Here is a 17530-nt window from a genome sequence, read left to right as displayed (position 1 = left end):
ATTTCAAGCGGCAAGGCCGGGGGGGCGGAACAATATGTCAGGATTATGCGGTGCCGGGTAGTGGCTGACAAGCTGGCAGGGCTATCACGCCCTTGCCGACTGCGGTACAGTTGCCGACAGCATTGATCGTGGCGGCAGGCGGCCCGATCGAATCATCATTCATGGAAACAGGGCAGGGAAACAGAAATGACAACAGGACAGTTTCGTCTGGTGACGCGCAGTGATTTCGATGGTCTGGTCTGCGCGGTGTTGCTCAACGAGCTCGGGCTGATCAACGACATCAAGTTCGTGCACCCGAAAGACATGCAGGACGGCAAGGTCGACATCACCGACCGCGACATCACCACCAACCTGCCATACGTCGAAGCCGCGCATCTGGCCTTTGACCACCACCTGTCCGAAACCCTGCGCAACGCCTCCGGCAAGCAGAACCACATCATCGACGCCGCGGCGCCGTCCGCCGCGCGCGTGGTGTACAACTACTACGGCGGCAAGCAGCGCTTCCCGATGATCGCCGATGACATGATGGCGGCGGTGGACAAGGCCGACGCCGCGCAGTTTTCGCGCGAGGAGATCCTCGATCCGAGCGGCTGGGTGTTGCTCAATTTCCTGATGGATGCCCGTACCGGCCTTGGCCGTTTCCGCGAGTTTCGCATCAGCAACTACACATTGATGATGGACCTGATCAAGTACTGCCGCGACCACTCCATCGAAGAGATCCTGCAGCTGCCGGACGTGCGCGAGCGGGTCGAGCTGTACTTCGAGCACGAGGCACAGGCCAAGGCGCAGATCCAGCGCTGCGCCCGCGTCGAGGGCAAGGTGGTGGTGCTGGACCTGCGCAACGAGACGCTGATCCACCCGATCAACCGCTTCATGATCTACGCGCTGTACCCGCAGGCCAACATCTCCATCCACGTGCTGTGGGGGCTGAACCAGCAGAACACCGTGTTTGCCACCGGCAAATCGATCCTCGACCGCAGCAACCGCACCAGCGTTGGCGAGCTGATGCTGAAGTACGGCGGTGGCGGCCACGAAGCCGCCGGCACTTGCCAGGTCGACAACGACCAGGCCGAACGCGTGCTGGGCGAACTGGTGGCGCAGATCAACGCCAACGAGGGCTAAGAATCTGTTCAAGGTCTCGTGAGCTAGTGTGAGACAAGGCAAAAATGCCTGAGGAAGCGGCGTTTACCTAGATGTAAACACGCATGCCGAAGGCATTTTTAACGCGGTATCGCCGAAACGCAGCAGACATTGAACGGGTTCTACACGTCCCGCAGCTGCTGCAACAACGCCCGCGCGGCAAACAGGTCCTTGCATACCGCCAGGGCCTGTTTTGCCATGGAGGCGGGCGGCTGCACGATATCCGGCACGATGATCACCCGCATGTTGGCCGCCAGCGCGGCGCTGGCGCCATGCACCGAGTCTTCCAGCACGATGCAGCGCGCCGGTTCCACCTGCAGCCGTGCCGCCGCCGCCAGGTAGATGTCCGGTGCCGGCTTGCTGTTGGCGACGTCGCTGGCGCTGACCACGTGCTGGAAATAGGGTGCCAGCTGGCTGCGTTGCAGCTTCAGCTGCGCCAGCGGTCCTTCGGTGGCGGTGCCGACGGCGCAGGGGATCGCCTGCTGCCGTAGCCAGTCCAGCAGCGCGGTGATGCCGGGCTTGAGCGGAATGTCGCCGTGCTGCAGCTGCTGGTGGTAGTACTGCCGGTTCAGCAGCGCCAGCGCCGGCATGTGCGCGGACAGCTCGGGGTGCTGTTGCAGATAGCGCAGGCAGTGCTGGTGGCTGAGGCCGACCAGCTGGTGCAGGGTGTCCTCGCCGATGCGGGTGCCCAGCTCGCTGGCGGCATCGCGCCAGGCCTGGGCACAGAGCTGCTCGGTGTCGATCATCAGTCCGTCCATGTCCAGCAAAATGGCGTCGTACGGCATGGTGTGCTTATCCTTTGTTGCGGGTGGGGGTAGTGAGGCCGCGTGGCCTGCTGTCTTTTATCATAAAATGCCCGGCGGGTAGTGGCGTCGCCGCGACCGGCAAGCAAGTACAGTGAAAGGTGTTATGGCGTATTCGATACTGGTGGCAAACCCCAAGGGCGGCAGCGGCAAGTCGACGCTGTCGACCAATATCGCCGGTTTTTACGCGTCGCAGTCGACCAAGGTGATGCTGGGTGATATCGACAAGCAGCAGTCGTCGCTGAGCTGGCTGGCGCAGCGGCCGCCGGCGGCGCCGGCTATCCAGGGCTGGCAGATGATCGAGGGTCTGGCCAAGCCGCCGAAGGACACCCAGGTGGTGATCCTCGACAGCCCGGCCGGACTGGACGGCAAACGGCTGCGCGCGCTGGTGAAGAAGGTCGACCGCGTCATCGTGCCGATCCAGCCGTCGCCGTTCGACATGTGGGCCAGCAGCGAGTTTTTTGACGCCTTGCTGGCGGAAAAGGCGGTGCGCAAGGAAAAGACCTTTGTCGGCGTGGTCGGCATGCGTGTCGATCCGCGCACCCGCTCCGCACGCGAGCTGGAAAACTTCCTGTCGCGCTACCAGGTGCCGGTGCTGGGCTGGATCCGCGACACCCAGTTCTACGTGCAGGCCGCCGGCGCCGGGCTAACGCTGTTCGATCTGCCACCGGTACGTGTGCGGCGCGACATCGAGGCGTGGCGTCCGATCCTGTCCTGGCTCGACAATTAACGCTTGACGCCCGGATTTTGCGCTGCGTATAGTCAGTACCGTTTGCCCTGCGCCCGACAGCGCCGCAGGGCGGGAAAATTGCAAGCGAAAGCCGCCCGGCTTTCGCTTTTTTATTTGGGGGCTCCCGAAACCTGCACCGCTATCCGGAACGGTGGTGCAGCACCATTCCGCGAATGGTTTCCCGAATGCAATTTGGAGTGACAGCTGATGATCAACACCGAACTCAATTACGGCGATGTGTATCTCGTTCCGAAAAAAACCATCGTAGACAGCCGCAAGGAGTGCGATACCTCCGTGCAGTTCGGCCCGCGCCGTTTCGCGATGCCGCTCTATGCGGCCAACATGAAGAGCGTGGTCGATGCCGAGACCTGCGAATACTTTGCGCGCCGCAACTGGTTCTACACCATGCACCGCTTCGATGTCGACGCCGTGGCCTTCGTGCGCGACATGCAGGCCAAGGGCCTGTTCGCCTCGATCAGCGTCGGCGTCAACGGCGACACCCTGCAGCAGCTGGCCGGGCTCAAGGCCGCCGGGTTGAGCCCGGAATACATCACCCTCGACGTGGCCAACGGCTGGTGCGTGAAGGCGGAGCGCATGATCCGTTTCATCAAGCGCGAATTCCCGCACAGCTTCCTGATCGGCGGCAACATCGCCACCGCCGAGGCGGCGCGCGATCTCGAAGCGTGGGGCTGTGACGCGATCAAGGCCGGCATCGCCGGCGGACGGGTGTGCATCACCAAGAACAAGACCGGCTTCCACCGCCCGATGGTGGCCACCGTGCGCGACTGCGCCGCGGCGGTATCGGTGCCGCTGATTGCCGATGGCGGCATCGTCGAGCACGGCGACGTGGCCAAGGCGCTGGCCTGCGGCGCGAGCATGGTGATGGCCGGCTCGCTGTTTGCCGGCTACGACGAATCGGCGGGCGAGATCGTCGAGATCGACGGCAAGCACTACAAGGAATACTTCGGCAGTGCCTCGCAGTTCAACAAGGGCGAGTACAAGAACGTGGAAGGCAAGAAGATCCTGGTCGAGTACAAGGGCAGCATCGCCCGCCTGCTGCACGAGCTGCAGGAAGACCTGCAGTCGTCGGTCAGCTACGCCGGCGGCCGCGAACTGTCGGCGCTGCGCGCGGTGCAGATGATCGCCGTCGCACACTAGGGCGGAGAGGGGGCCGGTCTGCCCGTTGGCAGGCCGGCCGGGTTAGAACCTGTTCACGATCGGCTGCGGCTGATATCCGTGGGGCGATACCGCGTTGAAAACCGCTTCGGCATGCGGGTTTACATCCAGGTAAACGCCGCTTCCTCAGCCGTTTTCGCCTTGTCTCGCGGGGGTGCGCGAGATCGTGAACACGTTCTTAGGGCCGCGCGGCGACGGGCGGCAATCGAGATGAGGTGAAGCCGTGTTGTCGCTCCCGTTACGTCGCAGTCTGGCCGCCGCCGGCTGGTGGCTGTTCTCCGTTTACCTGTTGTTGCTGAAGCCGGCCGGCACGCCGTCGGCGATTCCCCATTTCGACAAACTGGGCCACGCGCTGCTGTTCGCGGTGTGGGCGTGGCTGCTGGCGCGCAGCTTCGCCGCCCGCCAGCGGCCGCCGCTGCGGCCAACCTTGTGGCTGTGCCTGGGCTGGGCGCTGCTGTCCGAGCTGGCGCAGGGCAGCCTGACGCTGACCCGCAGCGCCGAGGCGGGCGACGTGGTGGCCGACATGGCCGGCGCGCTGATCGGCCTTTACCTGTGGCGGCGGGGCAAGGGTCGGTGACGCTTGCGGCCAAGGTTGGCCGCAAGGCAAGGCGTGCCGCTCAGAACCTGTTCAAAGTCTCGCGCGCTCACGCGAGACCAGGCGAAAACGGCTGAGGAAGCGGCGTTTAACTGGAAATAAACAAGCATTCCGAAGGCGTTTTTAACGCGGTGTCGGCCCATTGAAAACAATCACAGCAGACATTGAACAGGTTCTCAGGTGCTGTCGCGCGCCAGCAGCCGGTAGCCGAGATCGACTCGCGTCGCCGCCGGTGCCTTGCCCGCCATCAGCTGCAGCAGCATGGCGGCCGCGGCCTTGCCGATGTCGTAGCGTGGGGTGTCGACCGTGGTCAGCGACGGATTGCTCCACGCCGAGGCGTCCAGGCCGTTGAAGCCGGCGATGGCCAACTGCTGCGGGATGGCGATGTGGCGGCGCTGGCACTGGAACAGCACGCCCAGTGCCAGGTCGTCGTTGTTGCAGAACACGGCGTCGCAGTCCGGCGCCTGCTGCAGCAGGCGATCCAGCAGCCGCGAACCAAGCCCGACCGAGGACGGGCTGGCCTCGGCCAGTTCGCGGTGCGGCTGGTACAGGCCGGCTTCGCGCAGCGCGGCACGGTAGCCCTCGCCGCGCTTGAGGGTGCGCGGATCCAGCTGTGCCGCCAGAAAGGCGATGCGGCGATAGCCCTTGTCCAGCAGGAAGCGGGTGAGGGCGTAGCCGCTGTCGAACTGGGAGAAACCGACGCAGGGGCTGTCGCCCTGTTCCGCCAGTTCCATCATGTGCACTGTAGGAATGGCGGCGGTCTGCAGCAGCGTCTGCGCTGCCGGGGTGTGGTCGAAGCCGGTGATCAGGATGCCGTCCGGGTTGTATTCCAGATAGGTGCGCAGCAGCTTTTCCTCTGCCTGCGGCGAGTAGCGGGTGTCGCCGATCAGCATCTGGTAGCCGGCCGGGTGCAGCGTGTCGTGGATGGCGGCGAGGGTGTCGACAAACACGGTGTTGGACAGCGACGGCACCAGCACCACCACGCTGTGCGACTTGGCCGACGCCAGCGCGCGCGCGGCGCGGTTGGGGACATAGCCCAGCAGCTGCACGGCGTCGTCGATGCGTTGGCGCAGCGCTTCCGAGACCAGCTCCGGCTTGTTCAGCGCGCGGGAAATGGTGATGGCGCTGACACCGATATGGTTGGCAACATCGCTCAAGGTGGTCCGGCTCTGGCCGGTGCGGGGTTTGCGTTCGCTCATGGGCTGCCATTGTAAGGGGGAGGGCGGCTTGCATCGCCGGATTCGATGTTGCGCTGCACGATCAAAACTGCTTTACCTTGCCGAATGTTAGCGCTAACCTTCGAGCAACCTTAGCACCCGGTGCCGCTTTGCTCAAGCACCGGACACCAGTGGCCGCGCGATGCGGCTTTTCATTAACCTGAATATGTTAACGCTAACATGAATAAAGCACCGATGATTGTGGTGATGGGCGTGTGCGGCTGCGGCAAGAGCGAGATCGGTCGCCGCCTGGCCGCGGCGCTGGACACCGGCTTTGTCGAAGGCGACGACTTCCATCCGCCGCACAATGTGGCGCGGATGGAGGCGGGCACGCCGCTGACCGATGCCGACCGCCAGCTGTGGCTGGAAACGCTGCGCGACCAGCTCGCCGCCGCCGCTGCGGATGGCCGCGGGCTGGTGTTGTCCTGTTCGGCGCTGAAACGGCGCTACCGCGACCTGCTGCGCGAGGGCGCTGCCGCCACCGTGTTCGTGCACCTGCACGGCAGCCGCGCGCTGATCGGGCAGCGGATGCAGGCGCGGCAGGGCCATTTCATGCCGCTGGGCCTGATCGACAGCCAGTTTGCCGATCTGCAGCCGCCGGCGGCGGACGAACGCGCCATTGCCGGCGACATCACCTTGCCGCCGGACGAGCTGGTCCGGCACATCCTGCAGCAGCTGGCTGCACTGTCGTGAGGAGCAATCATGCATAACTGCCTATCCCGTCTCGAACGGCTTGTTGAATGGCTGATGGCCTTGGCACTGGTTGTGATGGTGGCGCTGGTGTTCGGCAACGTGGTGCTGCGCTACGTGTTCGATTCCGGCATCGCCGCCGCCGAGGAAGTGTCGCGGCTGATGTTCGTGTGGCTGGTGTTTCTCGGTGCCATTCTCGCGGTGCGGCAGAACTCGCACCTCGGCGTGGAAATGGTGCAGGCGCGGCTGTCGCCGGCGTGGCGCCGCGGCTGTGCCGTGCTCAGCCATCTGCTGATGCTGTATGCGCTGTGGCTGTTCCTGCAAGGCAGCTGGAGCCAGACCCTGATCGGGCTGGAAACCTACTCCACCGTGCTCGGCTTCCCGATGGCGCTGTTTGCCGGCGCCGGGCTGTTGTGCGCCGTGGCCATGCTGTTGCTGATTGCGGCCAACCTTTACCGCATCGTCCGTCGCCACCCGCAGGCACAAATCCCCGGTAGCCCGGACACCCACTCCACCGGCCAGGACCTGTAAGGAATACACCATGACGATCGTGATTTTTCTGGCCGTGCTATTTGCCTGCATGGCACTGGGCATGCCGGTGGCCTTTGCCCTGATGCTGACCGGCATCGCGCTGATGTTCCACCTCGATTTCTTCGACGCGCAGCTGGTGGCGCAGAACCTGCTGTCCGGCGCCGACAACTTTCCGCTGATGGCGGTGCCGTTCTTCATCCTCGCCGGCGAGCTGATGAACGCCGGCGGCATCTCGCGCCGCATCATCAATCTGGCGGTGGCCTTTGTCGGCCACATCCCCGGCGGCCTCGGTTTTGTCGCCATCGCCGCCTCGGTATTGCTGGCCAGCCTGTCCGGCTCCGCCATCGCCGATACCGCGGCCTTGGCCACGCTGCTGATCCCGATGATGCGCGACCACGGCTACCCGGTGGAGCGGGCCTCCGGCCTGATCGCGTCCGGCGGCATCATCGCGCCGATCATTCCGCCGAGCATGCCGTTCATCATCTTCGGCGTCACCACCAACACCTCGATTACCGCGCTGTTCCTCGCCGGTATCGTGCCGGGGCTGCTGATGGGCGTCGGCCTGGTGCTGACCTGGCTGCTGGTGTCGCGCGGCATGAATGTCACTCCGCAACCGAAGCAGAGCTGGGCACAGCGTCGCTACGCGCTGCGCGACGGGGTCTGGGCGCTGATGCTGCCGGTAATCATCATCGGCGGCTTGAAGTTCGGCATTTTCACCCCGACCGAGGCGGCGGTGGTGGCGGCGATGTATTCGCTGCTGGTCAGCCTGCTGGTGTACCGCGAGCTGAAGCTGTCGGTATTGCAGCCGGTCTTCGTGCACGCCGCACGCACCACTGCCACGGTGATGTTCCTGTGCGCTGCCGCGCTGGTGTCGTCGTACATGATCACGCTGGCCGATTTGCCGGCACAGATCGCCGAGATGCTGGGGCCGCTGATGGAGCAGCCGCGGCTGCTGATGGCCGCCATGATGGTGCTGTTGCTGGTAGTCGGCATCGTGATGGACCTGACCCCGACCATTCTGGTGCTGGGGCCGGTGATGATGCCGCTGGTGCAGCAGGCAGGCATCGATAGCACCTATTTTGGCGTGATGTTCGTGCTGGTCGGCTCCATCGGGCTGATCACGCCACCGGTATGTACCGTGCTCAACGTGGTATGCGGCGTGGCGCGCATTTCGATGGAATCGGCAACCCGCGGCGTGTGGCCGTTCCTGCTGACCTACCTGCTGCTGCTTAGCCTGCTGGTGGCGGTGCCGGAAGTGGTCACCGTTCCCGCCCAGTTCTTCCGCTGAGCGCAAGCCAGCCCGATCACAGCTGTAACAACACAACCGAGGAGAGACTCATGAAAACACTGTTCAAACCGCTGCTGGCCTGCCTGATCACCGCCGGTGCCCTGGCCGCGCCGCAGGCGCTGGCTGCCGACATCAAACCGCGCATCATCCGCTTTGGCTACGGCCTGGCCGAAGACAGCAACCAGGGCCGCGCGGTGAAGCTGTTTGCCGACGAAGTGGCCAAGCGCTCTGGCGGCAAGCTGAAGGTGAAGGGCTTCGGCTCCGCCAGCCTCGGCAACGACGTGCAGATGCAGAACGCGCTGATTGGCGGCGCGCAGGAAATGATGGTCGGCTCCACCGCCACGCTGGTGGGGGTGGAAAAGGACTTCGGCGTCTACGACCTGCCGTTCCTGTTCGCCAACGAGAAGGAGGCCGACACCGTGCTGGACGGCCCGTTCGGGCAGAAACTGATCGCCAGGCTGCCGGCCAAGGGCCTGGTCGGCCTGACCTACTGGGAAAACGGCTTTCGCAACGTGACCAACACCAAGCGGCCGATCACCCGCTTCGAGGACTTCCAGGGCATCAAGCTGCGCGTGATGCAGAACCCGGTGTACATCGACATGTTCAACAGCTTCGGCGCCAATGCCGTGCCGCTGGCCTTCGCCGAGCTGTTCACCGCACTGGAAACCCGCGCCGTGGACGGCCAGGAAAACCCGGTCAACACCATCCAGTCCAGCAAGTTCTACGAAGTGCAGAAGTACCTGTCGGTGACCAAGCACGTGTACAGCCCGTGGGTGATGACCGCCAGCAAGAAGTGGTGGGACGGCCTGTCCCGCGACGAGCAGAAGATCCTGCAGGACGCTGCACTGGCATCGCGCACCTTCGAGCGCAAGGATTCCCGCGCCGAGGCGATGCGCAGCGTGAAATTCCTGACCCAGCAAGGCATGAAGATCAACATGGTCAGCGACGCCGAGCTGAAGCGCATGCGCGAGAAAGCCAAGCCGGCCTTCGACAAGTTTGCGGCCAACGGTGGCGCAGAAGTGCTGAAGGACCTGCAGGGCGCGCTGGGCCAGTTGCGCAAGTAAGTCTGAGCCATCACCGTGGTGGCGCCAGCGTGTGCCGCCATGCTGCCCTTTCCCGCGCCGGCATCTGCCGGCGCTTTGTTTTGCCCATGCCTGCTCAAAGGTTGGCCGCAAGCGCGGTCGCCAGCACTGGCGCGGCCAGCCGCCCCTGAGACGGCTTGCTTGCCGTGTGCCGCATCGGGCGCGTTGTGCAGTAGTGCCAGTCTGACTGGCGGTAGTGGTCGCTCCGGCGGCCTCGGCGATGCGTTGCCTGTTCTGCCTGCTCGTACTCGCGCGGCTGGCTGTAGGCGCCATCCACACGCGCACCCTCCACACGATTTCTTCCGCAAAACCTTCCGTCTCCCTGCATGGAAATGATCCGTCAAACGGCACTTGGCTCGTGCCGGTTTGCTGGTGCCCGGCGCTTGTCACAGCGCCTGCGCCGCGTTGGGCGACTGCTTCCTGCCGTCACGCCCACCATTAAGTCATCTTGTTTGACAGCAGTTTTAATCGAAATGCATTTGTTGTTGCAAATCATTTGCATTTGCATTATTGTCGTGAGCAGTCATCCGATAGTTAAAGTTATCGCTTAACAAAACAGGAAATCGCTCGCCATGCAGCCCCAGTCTCCTTTATCTCTTTCCCATTCAGCCGCTCCGGTTACCACAACAGCATCCCTGCTCAAGCCGCTGGCTTTTGCCACGCGTCTGGCCCTCTCCGGGGTGCTGGCGGTCGGGTTTGCAGGCCATGCCTATGCCGAAGAAGTCGCCGAGCTCCCGGCGGTGCAGGTCAGCGCGGACCTGTCCAGGGTGCTTTCCCGGCCTTATGCCGGCGGCCAGGTTGCCCGTGGGGGGCGCTTGGGCTTGCTGGGCAATGCGGACGCGATGAAGTCGCCGTTCAGCATCAGCAGCTATACCTCGCAGGCGATACAGGACCAGCAGGCGGCAACGGTGGCCGATGTGCTGGCCAAGGATGCGTCCGTCCGCGCCAGCCAGACCGGGGGCGTGGTCGATTCGTTCTTCATCCGGGGTTTTCCGATTGGCGAGGGGAATCTGGGGGAAGTCGCGCTCGACGGGCTCTATGGTGTGGCGCCCAACTACCGGGTGTTCACCGAGTACGCCGAGCGGGTCGAGGTGATCAAGGGGCCGGCCGCGCTGCTGTACGGCATGTCGCCGAACAGTGGCGTCGGCGGCGTGATCAACGTGGTGCCAAAGCGGGCGCTCGCCCAGGACCTGACCCGGTTCACCGCCGACTACGCGTCGGATACACAGGGGGGCGGGCATCTCGATGTCAGCCGGCGTTTCGGCGCGGATGAGCAGTTTGGCGTGCGTTTCAATGGCAGCCACCACCAGGGCGACACCGCCGTGGACAAGCAGTCCCGCACCGCGGATGTCGGGGCCTTGTCGCTCGACTATCAGGGCGAGCGCTTCAAGGCGACGCTGGACCTGATCAGCCAGCAGGAGGAGTTCGACGCGCCGTCGCGGCCGTTTCTGGTCGCCGCCGGCGTCGCCGTGCCGTCGGCGCCGGACGGCCAGAACAACGTGACCCAGCAGTGGGCGTGGTCGAAGATCAACGACCGCTCGGCCATGTTGCGCACCGAATACGAGCTGAGCGACAAGCTGGCGCTGTTTGCCAATGTCGGCGCCGCCCACACGGAAGTATCGCGCCTGTCCGATCAGACGCCGACGATCCTGAACGCCGCGGGCGATACCACGGCGACGCCGATGCACTTCAAGTTCGACATCGAGCGCTTCACGGCCGACGCGGGCGCGCGGGCCCGCTTCGATACCGGCCCGGTTCGTCATGCGGTCACCCTGCAGGCCAGCACCTATCGTGACCAGTTGGCGCGGGGCTCCACTAGCGGGACGGCCGTGCTGTCGAACATCTACTCGCCGGTGGACAGCCCGAGCCAGAACGTGAGCGCGCCGTCCTTGGTACCGAAAGTGTCCGAAACCACGCTGTCCGGCGTCGCCCTGGCCGACACGCTATCCATGCTCGACGAGCGTCTGCAGCTCATGGTCGGCGTGCGCCGGCAGCAGGTCGAATCGGACAACTTCAACGCGACCACCGGGGCCGTGACGTCCTCCTACGACAAGAGTGCGGTGACGCCGTTGTTCGGCATCGTCTTCAAGCCATGGGAAAAGGTCTCGCTTTACGCCAACCGTATCGAAGGGCTGAGCAAGGGAGACATCGCGCCGGCGACGGCATCCAACTCGGGGGAGGTGTTCGCACCCTACAAGTCGAAGCAGTACGAGGTCGGGGTGAAGATCGATCACGGTGGCCTGATGACCACGGTGAGCGCTTTCCAGATCACGAAGCCGAATGGCCAGCTCACCAACGGCGTGTTCGCGGTTGACGCCGAGCAGCGCAACCGTGGTCTGGAATTTAATGTCGCCGGCGAAGTGGCGAAGTCGGTACGGCTGTTTGCTGGCGTCACCTTGCTCGACGCCGAGCTGACCAAGACCAACAGCAGCGCAACCCGCGGCAAAGAGCCGGTTGGCGTTCCATCGGTGCAGGCCAACCTGAATGCCGAATGGGACACGCCGTGGCTGTCGGGACTCACGCTGACGGGCGGCGTGGCCTATACGGGCAAGCAATACGTCAATCAGGCCAATACGCAAAGCCTTCCGTCCTGGACCAAGGTCGACGTCGGCACGCGCTATCGCACCAAGATTGACGGCAAGCCCACCACGTTCCGGGCCGGCGTTCAGAACGTGTTCAACCGCGATTACTGGTCGGGCGTGGCCTCCTACAGCACCCTCTCGCAAGGGGCGCCTCGCACGCTGCAGCTGTCCGCTACGGTGGATTTCTGAACCGGGTGGGGGAGGTCGACTATGCAAAGCCATACTCAGCTGCTTGAGGCCGAAACCGGGAGCCTGAAGGCTTGGACGCCCGGTGTGCTCCGGCCCATCCTGGATCCGGCCGTTGCGGATATCGTTTATTCCTCGCCGCAGTCGCTGTTGGACCTGGTCGAACGCTATGGTTCGCCACTCAATATCGTTTGGCCGCACATCCTGAAACAGAACGTCGAGGCGTTGCGCGCGGTATTGCGTAAGCATCAGGTGCGCTTCGACGTGTTTTACGGGGCCAAGGTCAATAAGTCGCAGGCGTTGGTGCGCGCCGCGGTAGAGGCCGGTATCGGCGTGGATGTGTCCAGTGTTTACGAGATGCGGGACGCCCTGCGTGCCGGCGTGGCCCCCGCCAGACTGTGCGCTACCGGCCCTGCCAAGACCCGCGAATTCCACGCCGAACTCATCGCCAATGTGGCGTTGATCTCGGTGGATTCGGCCGAGGAATTGGCGGAGCTGGCGGCGTGCCTGCACAGGGCCGCCCCGGGGAGCGTGGCGCGAGTGCTGCTGCGCTACCGGCCAGCCGCCTCGTCGGCAAGCCGCTTCGGCATGGGAGGGGATGAGCTGTTGCAGTGTCTGCGGCACCTTTCAGAGCAGAAGCAGCGGTTCTCCTTCGAGGGCTTCCATTTTCACCTGGGCGGTTATGGCTTTGAGCCACGTGTGCAGGCGCTGCGAGAACTGACCCGCTACGTCGAGGCGGCGCGCGGACTGGGGCTTGATCCGAAAATCATCGACATTGGTGGCGGCCTGCCGATCCGCTATGTCGATGCCGATGCCTACGAGGCATTCCTGCGTGCGCAGAGCGGCGACGACTACCGCACCGGCAAGGTGCCCGAGTCGTTCTATCCATACGGCGGGCGCCTGGGCGCCTGCGAGTGGCTGGACAGGCTACTGGCGGCGCCTTGCGTGGATGGTTTGTCAATTGCCGGATACCTCAACACCCAGCAGCTGACACTGGCGCTCGAACCGGGGCGCAGCCTGGCTGACCAGAGTGCCGTGTCGGTGTTCAGGGTCACCCGGGTCAAGCAATTGGCGAGCGGCAATCCGGTGGTCTTCGTCGAAGGCAGCAGCTTCAGTGCCTGCGAAACCTGGTTCGCGTCCGAGTACTTGGTCGATCCGATCCTGGTTTCCCGTGCCAGCGGGGGGCAGCCGGTGCGAGCCTACATCGCGGGCCACAGCTGCCTGGACGACGACGTGATCACTAACCGCCTGATCGCTTTCAACACGATGCCGCAGGCCGGCGACCTGCTGGTGTACGCCAACACCGCCGGCTACCAGATGGACCTGCTGGAAAACGAATTTCACCGCCACCCGATGCCGCGCCGCGTCACCGTGACCTACGACGCGGCCGGTGCGCCGGTGGTTTCCCCTGACGATCGAATGGAGTAACGAGATGATTCTGAATAAAGTGACCGATCTGATCGGCAATACCCCGGTTCTGAGCATTTCCATTCCTGCCAAACATTCCAAGCTGCTGCTCAAGATCGAGAAGAACAACCCCGGTGGCAGCATCAAGGACCGCATGGCGCGCAATATGGTGATTGCGGCGCTCAAGGCGGGCCGCCTCAAACCGGGGGGCGTGGTGGTGGAGTCCTCCTCCGGCAACACCGGTTGCGGGCTGGCGATCGCCGCCATCGAGTTCGGTCTGCGCTTTATTGCGGTGGTGGATCACCACGCCGCGCAGGACAAGATCGCGGTGATGCGTGCGCTTGGCGCCGAGATCCGCTACGTCGAAGGCAACTTCCGCGAGGACGAGGTGGCGGTGGTGGAGCGCCAGCGTCTGGCGGCCGAGCTTGCCAGCCAGATCCCAGGCGCGGTGTTCATGAACCAGTCGGACAATGCGGCCAACGCTGGCGGCTATTCCGACTTCGTGCGCGAGGTGATCGAAGAGGTGGGTGGCGTGGATGCCTATGTCGGCTGCGTCGGTACCGGTGGTTCGATGACCGGCATCGCGCGCGGCCTGAAAGTGCACAACCCGCACACCAAGACCATCGCGGTCGAGCCGGCCGGCTCCATCGTGTTCGGCCAGCCTGGCCATCCTTATTACCAATCCGGCACCGGCACGCCGGCCGGCGACACCGTCGGCTTGGTGCTCGACTACAGCTGCATCGACCTCGGCGTGCAAGTGTCCGACACGCAAGCGTTCGAAACCGCGCGCTACATCGCCCAGCGTACCGGGCTGCTGGTCGGCGGCTCCACCGGCGGCGTGATCTACAAGGCACTGGAATTCATCCACAGCGGCTTGATCGGCGGCAACGTGGTGGCGGCGGTAGCGGACGGTGGCGAGAAATACCTGCACACCGTGTACAACGAGAGCTGGTTGCAGGAGCGCAATCTGCTCGACCCGCAAATCTGGGCGCAACTGGACGACTGGTTGAGCCCGGACGAAATCGAGGATGCGCAGCCGACCCTGCTGCAACGGAGCGCCGCATGATGGTCCCGCTCAACGTCGTCATTTGCGGTGGCGGCCGAACCGGTCATCTGAGCGCGGTGCTGTTCAAGCAACGGCCCGGCATCCGGGTGTCGCTGCTCACGAACAACCGGGAAGTGATCGAGCGCCACGCTCACGCCGGCATCAGCGCGCTGCTGCCAGAAGGCGGAACGCTGTCGGCGCGCCTGGATGTCGTGTCGGGCGACCCGGACGCGACTCTGGCCGATGCCGACGTGGTGATCATCACCGTGCCGGCACAGGCCCGGCCGGCGCTGTTGCACGCGATTGCCGGCAGCCTGCCCACGCACAAGCCGGTGTACGTCGGGGCGATTCCGGGTTTCTGCGGTTTCGACTGGCTGGCCGAGAAGGCACTGGCGGCGCGGCCCAACGCGGTGATCTGGGGCATGAAGGACGTGCCGCATACCGCCTATGCGCTGCAGCCCGGTGTTTCGGTCCGGATGGGCGGGGCGAAGAGCACGCTGTACGTCGGTACGCACCAGCGTGAAAGCGGGCCTGCGCGTCAGGCGCTGCTGGCGCACCTGCAGCGCCTGTACGCGGCGCCGGTGGAACTGCTCGCGCACTACCTGGAAATCACGCTGACCCCCGGCAATCCGATCATGCATCCGTCGGTGGTCTACGGTCTGATCGGGCCGTATGCGCAGTGGCACGACAAGCCGTTCGCCGAACCGCTGTGCTGGTGGACCGACTGCCCCGAACTGGGCGCGTATTTCCTTGAACGCTGCGATGAGGAGAGCCAGCTGTTGTGCAAGGCGGTCGAGCAGCGCCTGGGCGTGGACATGTCGTCGGTGCAGCCGCTCAGGCAGGAAATCGTCGAAGCCTATCAGGAGCAGATCCGCGATCCCCGCACCATGCTGTCGGTGCTGCGCAGCAATCAGGCTTACGACTCGATTCTGGCACCGATGGTGAAAACCGCGGACGGCTACGTGATCGACAAGAAGAACCGCGCCTTCCACGAGGACGTCGCGTTCGGTCTGGCGGTGCTGGTCGAGATGGGCCGGCGTCTGGAACTCAAGCTGCCGTACATCGAAGAAATCTTCAACTGGAACGTGGCCTACATGGGAGGCCTGCGCAGTTCCGCCCTCGATTATTTTCCGCAAACCTGGCCGGCCTGATACCAATGAAAACCAATCTGAAACGACTGCAATCCGATAATGCCTTCCACGCCGAACGCGAAGCCGCCGCGCTATGCAACGCCGAGCGCAATGCACTGCGCCGCGTGGTGCGCTGCCTGTTCGCCGAGAAGATCATCGACAAGGACATGCTGGTGTTCGCCCCGCACGGGCAGGGCGCCTGGCTGCCGCTGTGGCAGCGGATGGCGCTGGTCTATTTCGATGACCTGCACGCGGCGCCGGCCAACACCTTCATCAACCACGGCGCCATTACCCTGATCGAACACAAGGGTGCGCACACGGCGATCGAGACGGCGGCGCAACTGATCGACATTCTGCGAGACAGCTTCGACTTCGCACCCAGCGACGACGGCGTGGCCGGGCTGAAAGCCGACATGGCCAACAGCGTTGCGAATGACGCACTGGCGCGCATCTACCGTGAAGCGTGGAACGCCGAACTGGCCGAGCGCATTGCCGCGACCGGTGCCAAGGGGTTTGCCGACTATCTGCGCCGGCATGCCGCTACCGGCGAAGCGGCGGTGTTACTCGATCAATGGGGCTCGCTTGAGGGGCACCCGTTCTATCCGACCTGGAAATCCAAGCCGGACCTGAACCCGGAGCAAGTGGCGGCGCTGTCGCCCGAGTTCAACGCCACGGTTTCCGTGCGCATCGCCGCGCTGCATGCGGATCACGCTTATGTTGAGCGAATGCCGCACGTGTCTGGCTACCACGACTGGTTTGCCGAACAGTTCCCGACATTGTGGGCCGACTGGAAAGCGGGTCTGAACGCCAGGCGACTGAACGAAGCCGACTGGCTGCCGTTGCCGATCCACTCCTGGCACCTCGACCATTTCGTAGGCAAGGAGTACGCCACCGAGATCGAGGAGGGCATCCTGATTCTGGAGGGCCCCGATGTCGAAACGCGTCCGACCATGTCGTTCCGCACCATGATGCCGCAGCTGCAGGGCACGGTACCGTTCATCAAGTTGCCGATGGCGCTGTGGCTGACCAGCGAACAGCGCAGCCTGCAGGCCAAGTCGATCCACATGGGGCCGCGCATCAGCGCCGTGATCCAGCGCATTCTGGCAGCCGAAAACGGCTTCGGCCACACCCTTGAGATCTTCCCGGAAGAGGTGGCGCTCCATTACAAGCACGCGGTGAAACAGGAAGATCGCTCCGGCCGCCACCTGTCTGTCGCGTATCGCGCCAGCAAGGAAGCGTTCGACCGTAATGACGGCCTGCTGCCGATCACCGTGGCGGCCTTGCTGACCGACGGGCCGGCTAGCGGCCGCCCGCTCATTACCGAGCTGATCGAGCGCGCCGGGGCGGCGGATGACCCTGCCTTGGCGGTGGAAGCCTATTTCCGCCTCTATGCGCGCGTGGTTACCCGGCCGGTGCTGAGCATCTACCTGCTGTACGGCATTGCGCTCGAGGCGCATCAGCAGAATACCTCGGTGCTGTTCGATGCGGACGGTATGCCCAGGAGCTTGCTCATTCGCGACTTCGGCGATGGCCGTACTTACGCGCCGCTGCTGAATGCGCGCGGTTATGAACTGAAGCCTTACGTGCATCCGGGAATTTTGCCGACCGTGTTCAGCGACGATATCGAGCCGGTACGCACGTTCGTGGTGGATGCATGCTTCGTCTGCCATCTGCACGAAGTGGCCTTGCTGCTGACGCGTCAATACTCGCTGGCCCCGACGCGCTTGTGGGAAATCCTGCGTGAAGAAACAGAAGCCGCGTTCGACGCCATCCAGGCGCGTGTCGAACCGGAACTGTGGCTGCGCGAGCGTACGGCCTTCCTGGCGCAGCCGTGGTCCACCCGTTCGGTGCTGCGCATGCACTTGCTCAAGTACGCCGACTACCGGCTGCAGCACGAGCTGCCCAATCCGCTGCGGATGGCTTGAGTC

Annotated in this window: 15 protein-coding genes; 13 read left to right on the top strand and 2 right to left on the bottom strand. The window is 64.2% G+C overall.

From position 1 onward, the window contains the following. Positions 1-186: 186 nt before the first annotated feature. On the top strand, positions 187-1122 hold the full coding sequence (locus ACG97_RS06105) for an exopolyphosphatase (protein WP_047966456.1): 936 nt from the start codon (positions 187-189) through the stop codon (positions 1120-1122). 140 nt (positions 1123-1262) lie between these two features. Here the strand turns inward: ACG97_RS06105 and ACG97_RS06100 are convergent, their stop codons facing one another. Further along, complete coding sequence (locus ACG97_RS06100) at positions 1263-1925, bottom strand: HAD family phosphatase (RefSeq protein WP_047966455.1); 663 nt, start codon at positions 1923-1925, stop codon at positions 1263-1265. 124 nt (positions 1926-2049) lie between these two features. On the opposite strand from ACG97_RS06100, the gene ACG97_RS06095 reads away from it, so the two are divergent. The 3 genes from ACG97_RS06095 (at position 2050) to ACG97_RS06085 (ending at position 4426) form a co-directional block, all read left to right on the top strand. Next, positions 2050-2673, top strand: coding sequence for a ParA family protein (locus ACG97_RS06095; RefSeq protein WP_047966454.1), 624 nt, complete (start codon positions 2050-2052; stop codon positions 2671-2673). A gap of 207 nt (positions 2674-2880) precedes the next feature. Then, the gene (locus tag ACG97_RS06090) at positions 2881-3831 is read left to right on the top strand and encodes a GMP reductase (protein WP_047966453.1); all 951 of its coding nucleotides are present in this window, start codon (positions 2881-2883) and stop codon (positions 3829-3831) included. A 244-nt stretch (positions 3832-4075) separates the two neighbouring features. After that, positions 4076-4426 (top strand): VanZ family protein, encoded by a 351-nt coding sequence (locus tag ACG97_RS06085; RefSeq protein ID WP_047966452.1) that lies wholly within the window; start codon positions 4076-4078, stop codon positions 4424-4426. A gap of 194 nt (positions 4427-4620) precedes the next feature. Here the strand turns inward: ACG97_RS06085 and ACG97_RS06080 are convergent, their stop codons facing one another. Beyond that, entirely contained in the window at positions 4621-5643 is a 1023-nt protein-coding gene (locus ACG97_RS06080; protein WP_047966451.1) for a LacI family DNA-binding transcriptional regulator, read from the bottom strand. A 198-nt stretch (positions 5644-5841) separates the two neighbouring features. Here ACG97_RS06080 and ACG97_RS06075 point away from each other — a divergent pair, with 198 nt between their 5' ends. The 9 genes from ACG97_RS06075 to ACG97_RS06035 all read left to right on the top strand — a co-directional run bounded on the left by ACG97_RS06075 (position 5842) and on the right by ACG97_RS06035 (position 17527). Continuing rightward, entirely contained in the window at positions 5842-6354 is a 513-nt protein-coding gene (locus ACG97_RS06075; protein WP_047966450.1) for a gluconokinase, read from the top strand. A gap of 9 nt (positions 6355-6363) precedes the next feature. Further along, positions 6364-6882, top strand: coding sequence for a TRAP transporter small permease (locus ACG97_RS06070; RefSeq protein ID WP_047966449.1), 519 nt, complete (start codon positions 6364-6366; stop codon positions 6880-6882). Between the two features lie 10 nt (positions 6883-6892). Next, positions 6893-8170 (top strand): TRAP transporter large permease, encoded by a 1278-nt coding sequence (locus ACG97_RS06065; RefSeq protein ID WP_047966448.1) that lies wholly within the window; start codon positions 6893-6895, stop codon positions 8168-8170. A gap of 50 nt (positions 8171-8220) precedes the next feature. Further along, entirely contained in the window at positions 8221-9234 is a 1014-nt protein-coding gene (locus tag ACG97_RS06060; RefSeq protein WP_047966447.1) for a TRAP transporter substrate-binding protein, read from the top strand. Between the two features lie 590 nt (positions 9235-9824). Continuing rightward, positions 9825-12023 carry a TonB-dependent siderophore receptor gene (locus ACG97_RS06055; RefSeq protein ID WP_047966446.1) on the top strand — a complete coding sequence of 733 codons (2199 nt, stop codon included), beginning with the start codon at positions 9825-9827 and terminating at the stop codon, positions 12021-12023. Between the two features lie 21 nt (positions 12024-12044). After that, the gene (locus ACG97_RS06050; protein ID WP_047966445.1) at positions 12045-13448 is read left to right on the top strand and encodes a Y4yA family PLP-dependent enzyme; all 1404 of its coding nucleotides are present in this window, start codon (positions 12045-12047) and stop codon (positions 13446-13448) included. Between the two features lie 4 nt (positions 13449-13452). Beyond that, positions 13453-14493: a PLP-dependent cysteine synthase family protein gene (locus ACG97_RS06045; RefSeq protein WP_047966444.1), complete on the top strand. Its 1041-nt coding sequence runs from the start codon at positions 13453-13455 to the stop codon at positions 14491-14493. Further along, positions 14490-15623 carry an NAD/NADP-dependent octopine/nopaline dehydrogenase family protein gene (locus ACG97_RS06040; RefSeq protein WP_202902706.1) on the top strand — a complete coding sequence of 378 codons (1134 nt, stop codon included), beginning with the start codon at positions 14490-14492 and terminating at the stop codon, positions 15621-15623. Before ACG97_RS06045 ends, ACG97_RS06040 begins: the two co-directional genes overlap by 4 nt. 5 nt (positions 15624-15628) lie before the next feature. Continuing rightward, positions 15629-17527 carry an IucA/IucC family siderophore biosynthesis protein gene (locus ACG97_RS06035; protein WP_082133662.1) on the top strand — a complete coding sequence of 633 codons (1899 nt, stop codon included), beginning with the start codon at positions 15629-15631 and terminating at the stop codon, positions 17525-17527. Positions 17528-17530 lie beyond the last annotated feature (3 nt).

It is taken from the genome of Vogesella sp. EB, assembly GCF_001037925.1.
GTDB lineage: Bacteria > Pseudomonadota > Gammaproteobacteria > Burkholderiales > Chromobacteriaceae > Vogesella > Vogesella indigofera.
Note: the sequence above shows the minus strand (reverse complement) of the source record. Positions and strands in the feature narration are given on the sequence as shown.

Coding starts and splice junctions, on each gene's coding strand:
- ACG97_RS06045 (WP_047966444.1), top strand. CDS start 13,453: ATGATTCTGAATAAAGTGACCGATCTGATCGGCAATACCCCGGTTCTG.
- ACG97_RS06065 (WP_047966448.1), top strand. CDS start 6,893: ATGACGATCGTGATTTTTCTGGCCGTGCTATTTGCCTGCATGGCACTG.
- ACG97_RS06050 (WP_047966445.1), top strand. CDS start 12,045: ATGCAAAGCCATACTCAGCTGCTTGAGGCCGAAACCGGGAGCCTGAAG.
- ACG97_RS06100 (WP_047966455.1), bottom strand. CDS start 1,925: ATGCCGTACGACGCCATTTTGCTGGACATGGACGGACTGATGATCGAC.
- ACG97_RS06055 (WP_047966446.1), top strand. CDS start 9,825: ATGCAGCCCCAGTCTCCTTTATCTCTTTCCCATTCAGCCGCTCCGGTT.
- ACG97_RS06095 (WP_047966454.1), top strand. CDS start 2,050: ATGGCGTATTCGATACTGGTGGCAAACCCCAAGGGCGGCAGCGGCAAG.
- ACG97_RS06090 (WP_047966453.1), top strand. CDS start 2,881: ATGATCAACACCGAACTCAATTACGGCGATGTGTATCTCGTTCCGAAA.
- ACG97_RS06075 (WP_047966450.1), top strand. CDS start 5,842: ATGAATAAAGCACCGATGATTGTGGTGATGGGCGTGTGCGGCTGCGGC.
- ACG97_RS06035 (WP_082133662.1), top strand. CDS start 15,629: ATGAAAACCAATCTGAAACGACTGCAATCCGATAATGCCTTCCACGCC.
- ACG97_RS06040 (WP_202902706.1), top strand. CDS start 14,490: ATGATGGTCCCGCTCAACGTCGTCATTTGCGGTGGCGGCCGAACCGGT.
- ACG97_RS06105 (WP_047966456.1), top strand. CDS start 187: ATGACAACAGGACAGTTTCGTCTGGTGACGCGCAGTGATTTCGATGGT.
- ACG97_RS06070 (WP_047966449.1), top strand. CDS start 6,364: ATGCATAACTGCCTATCCCGTCTCGAACGGCTTGTTGAATGGCTGATG.
- ACG97_RS06080 (WP_047966451.1), bottom strand. CDS start 5,643: ATGAGCGAACGCAAACCCCGCACCGGCCAGAGCCGGACCACCTTGAGC.
- ACG97_RS06060 (WP_047966447.1), top strand. CDS start 8,221: ATGAAAACACTGTTCAAACCGCTGCTGGCCTGCCTGATCACCGCCGGT.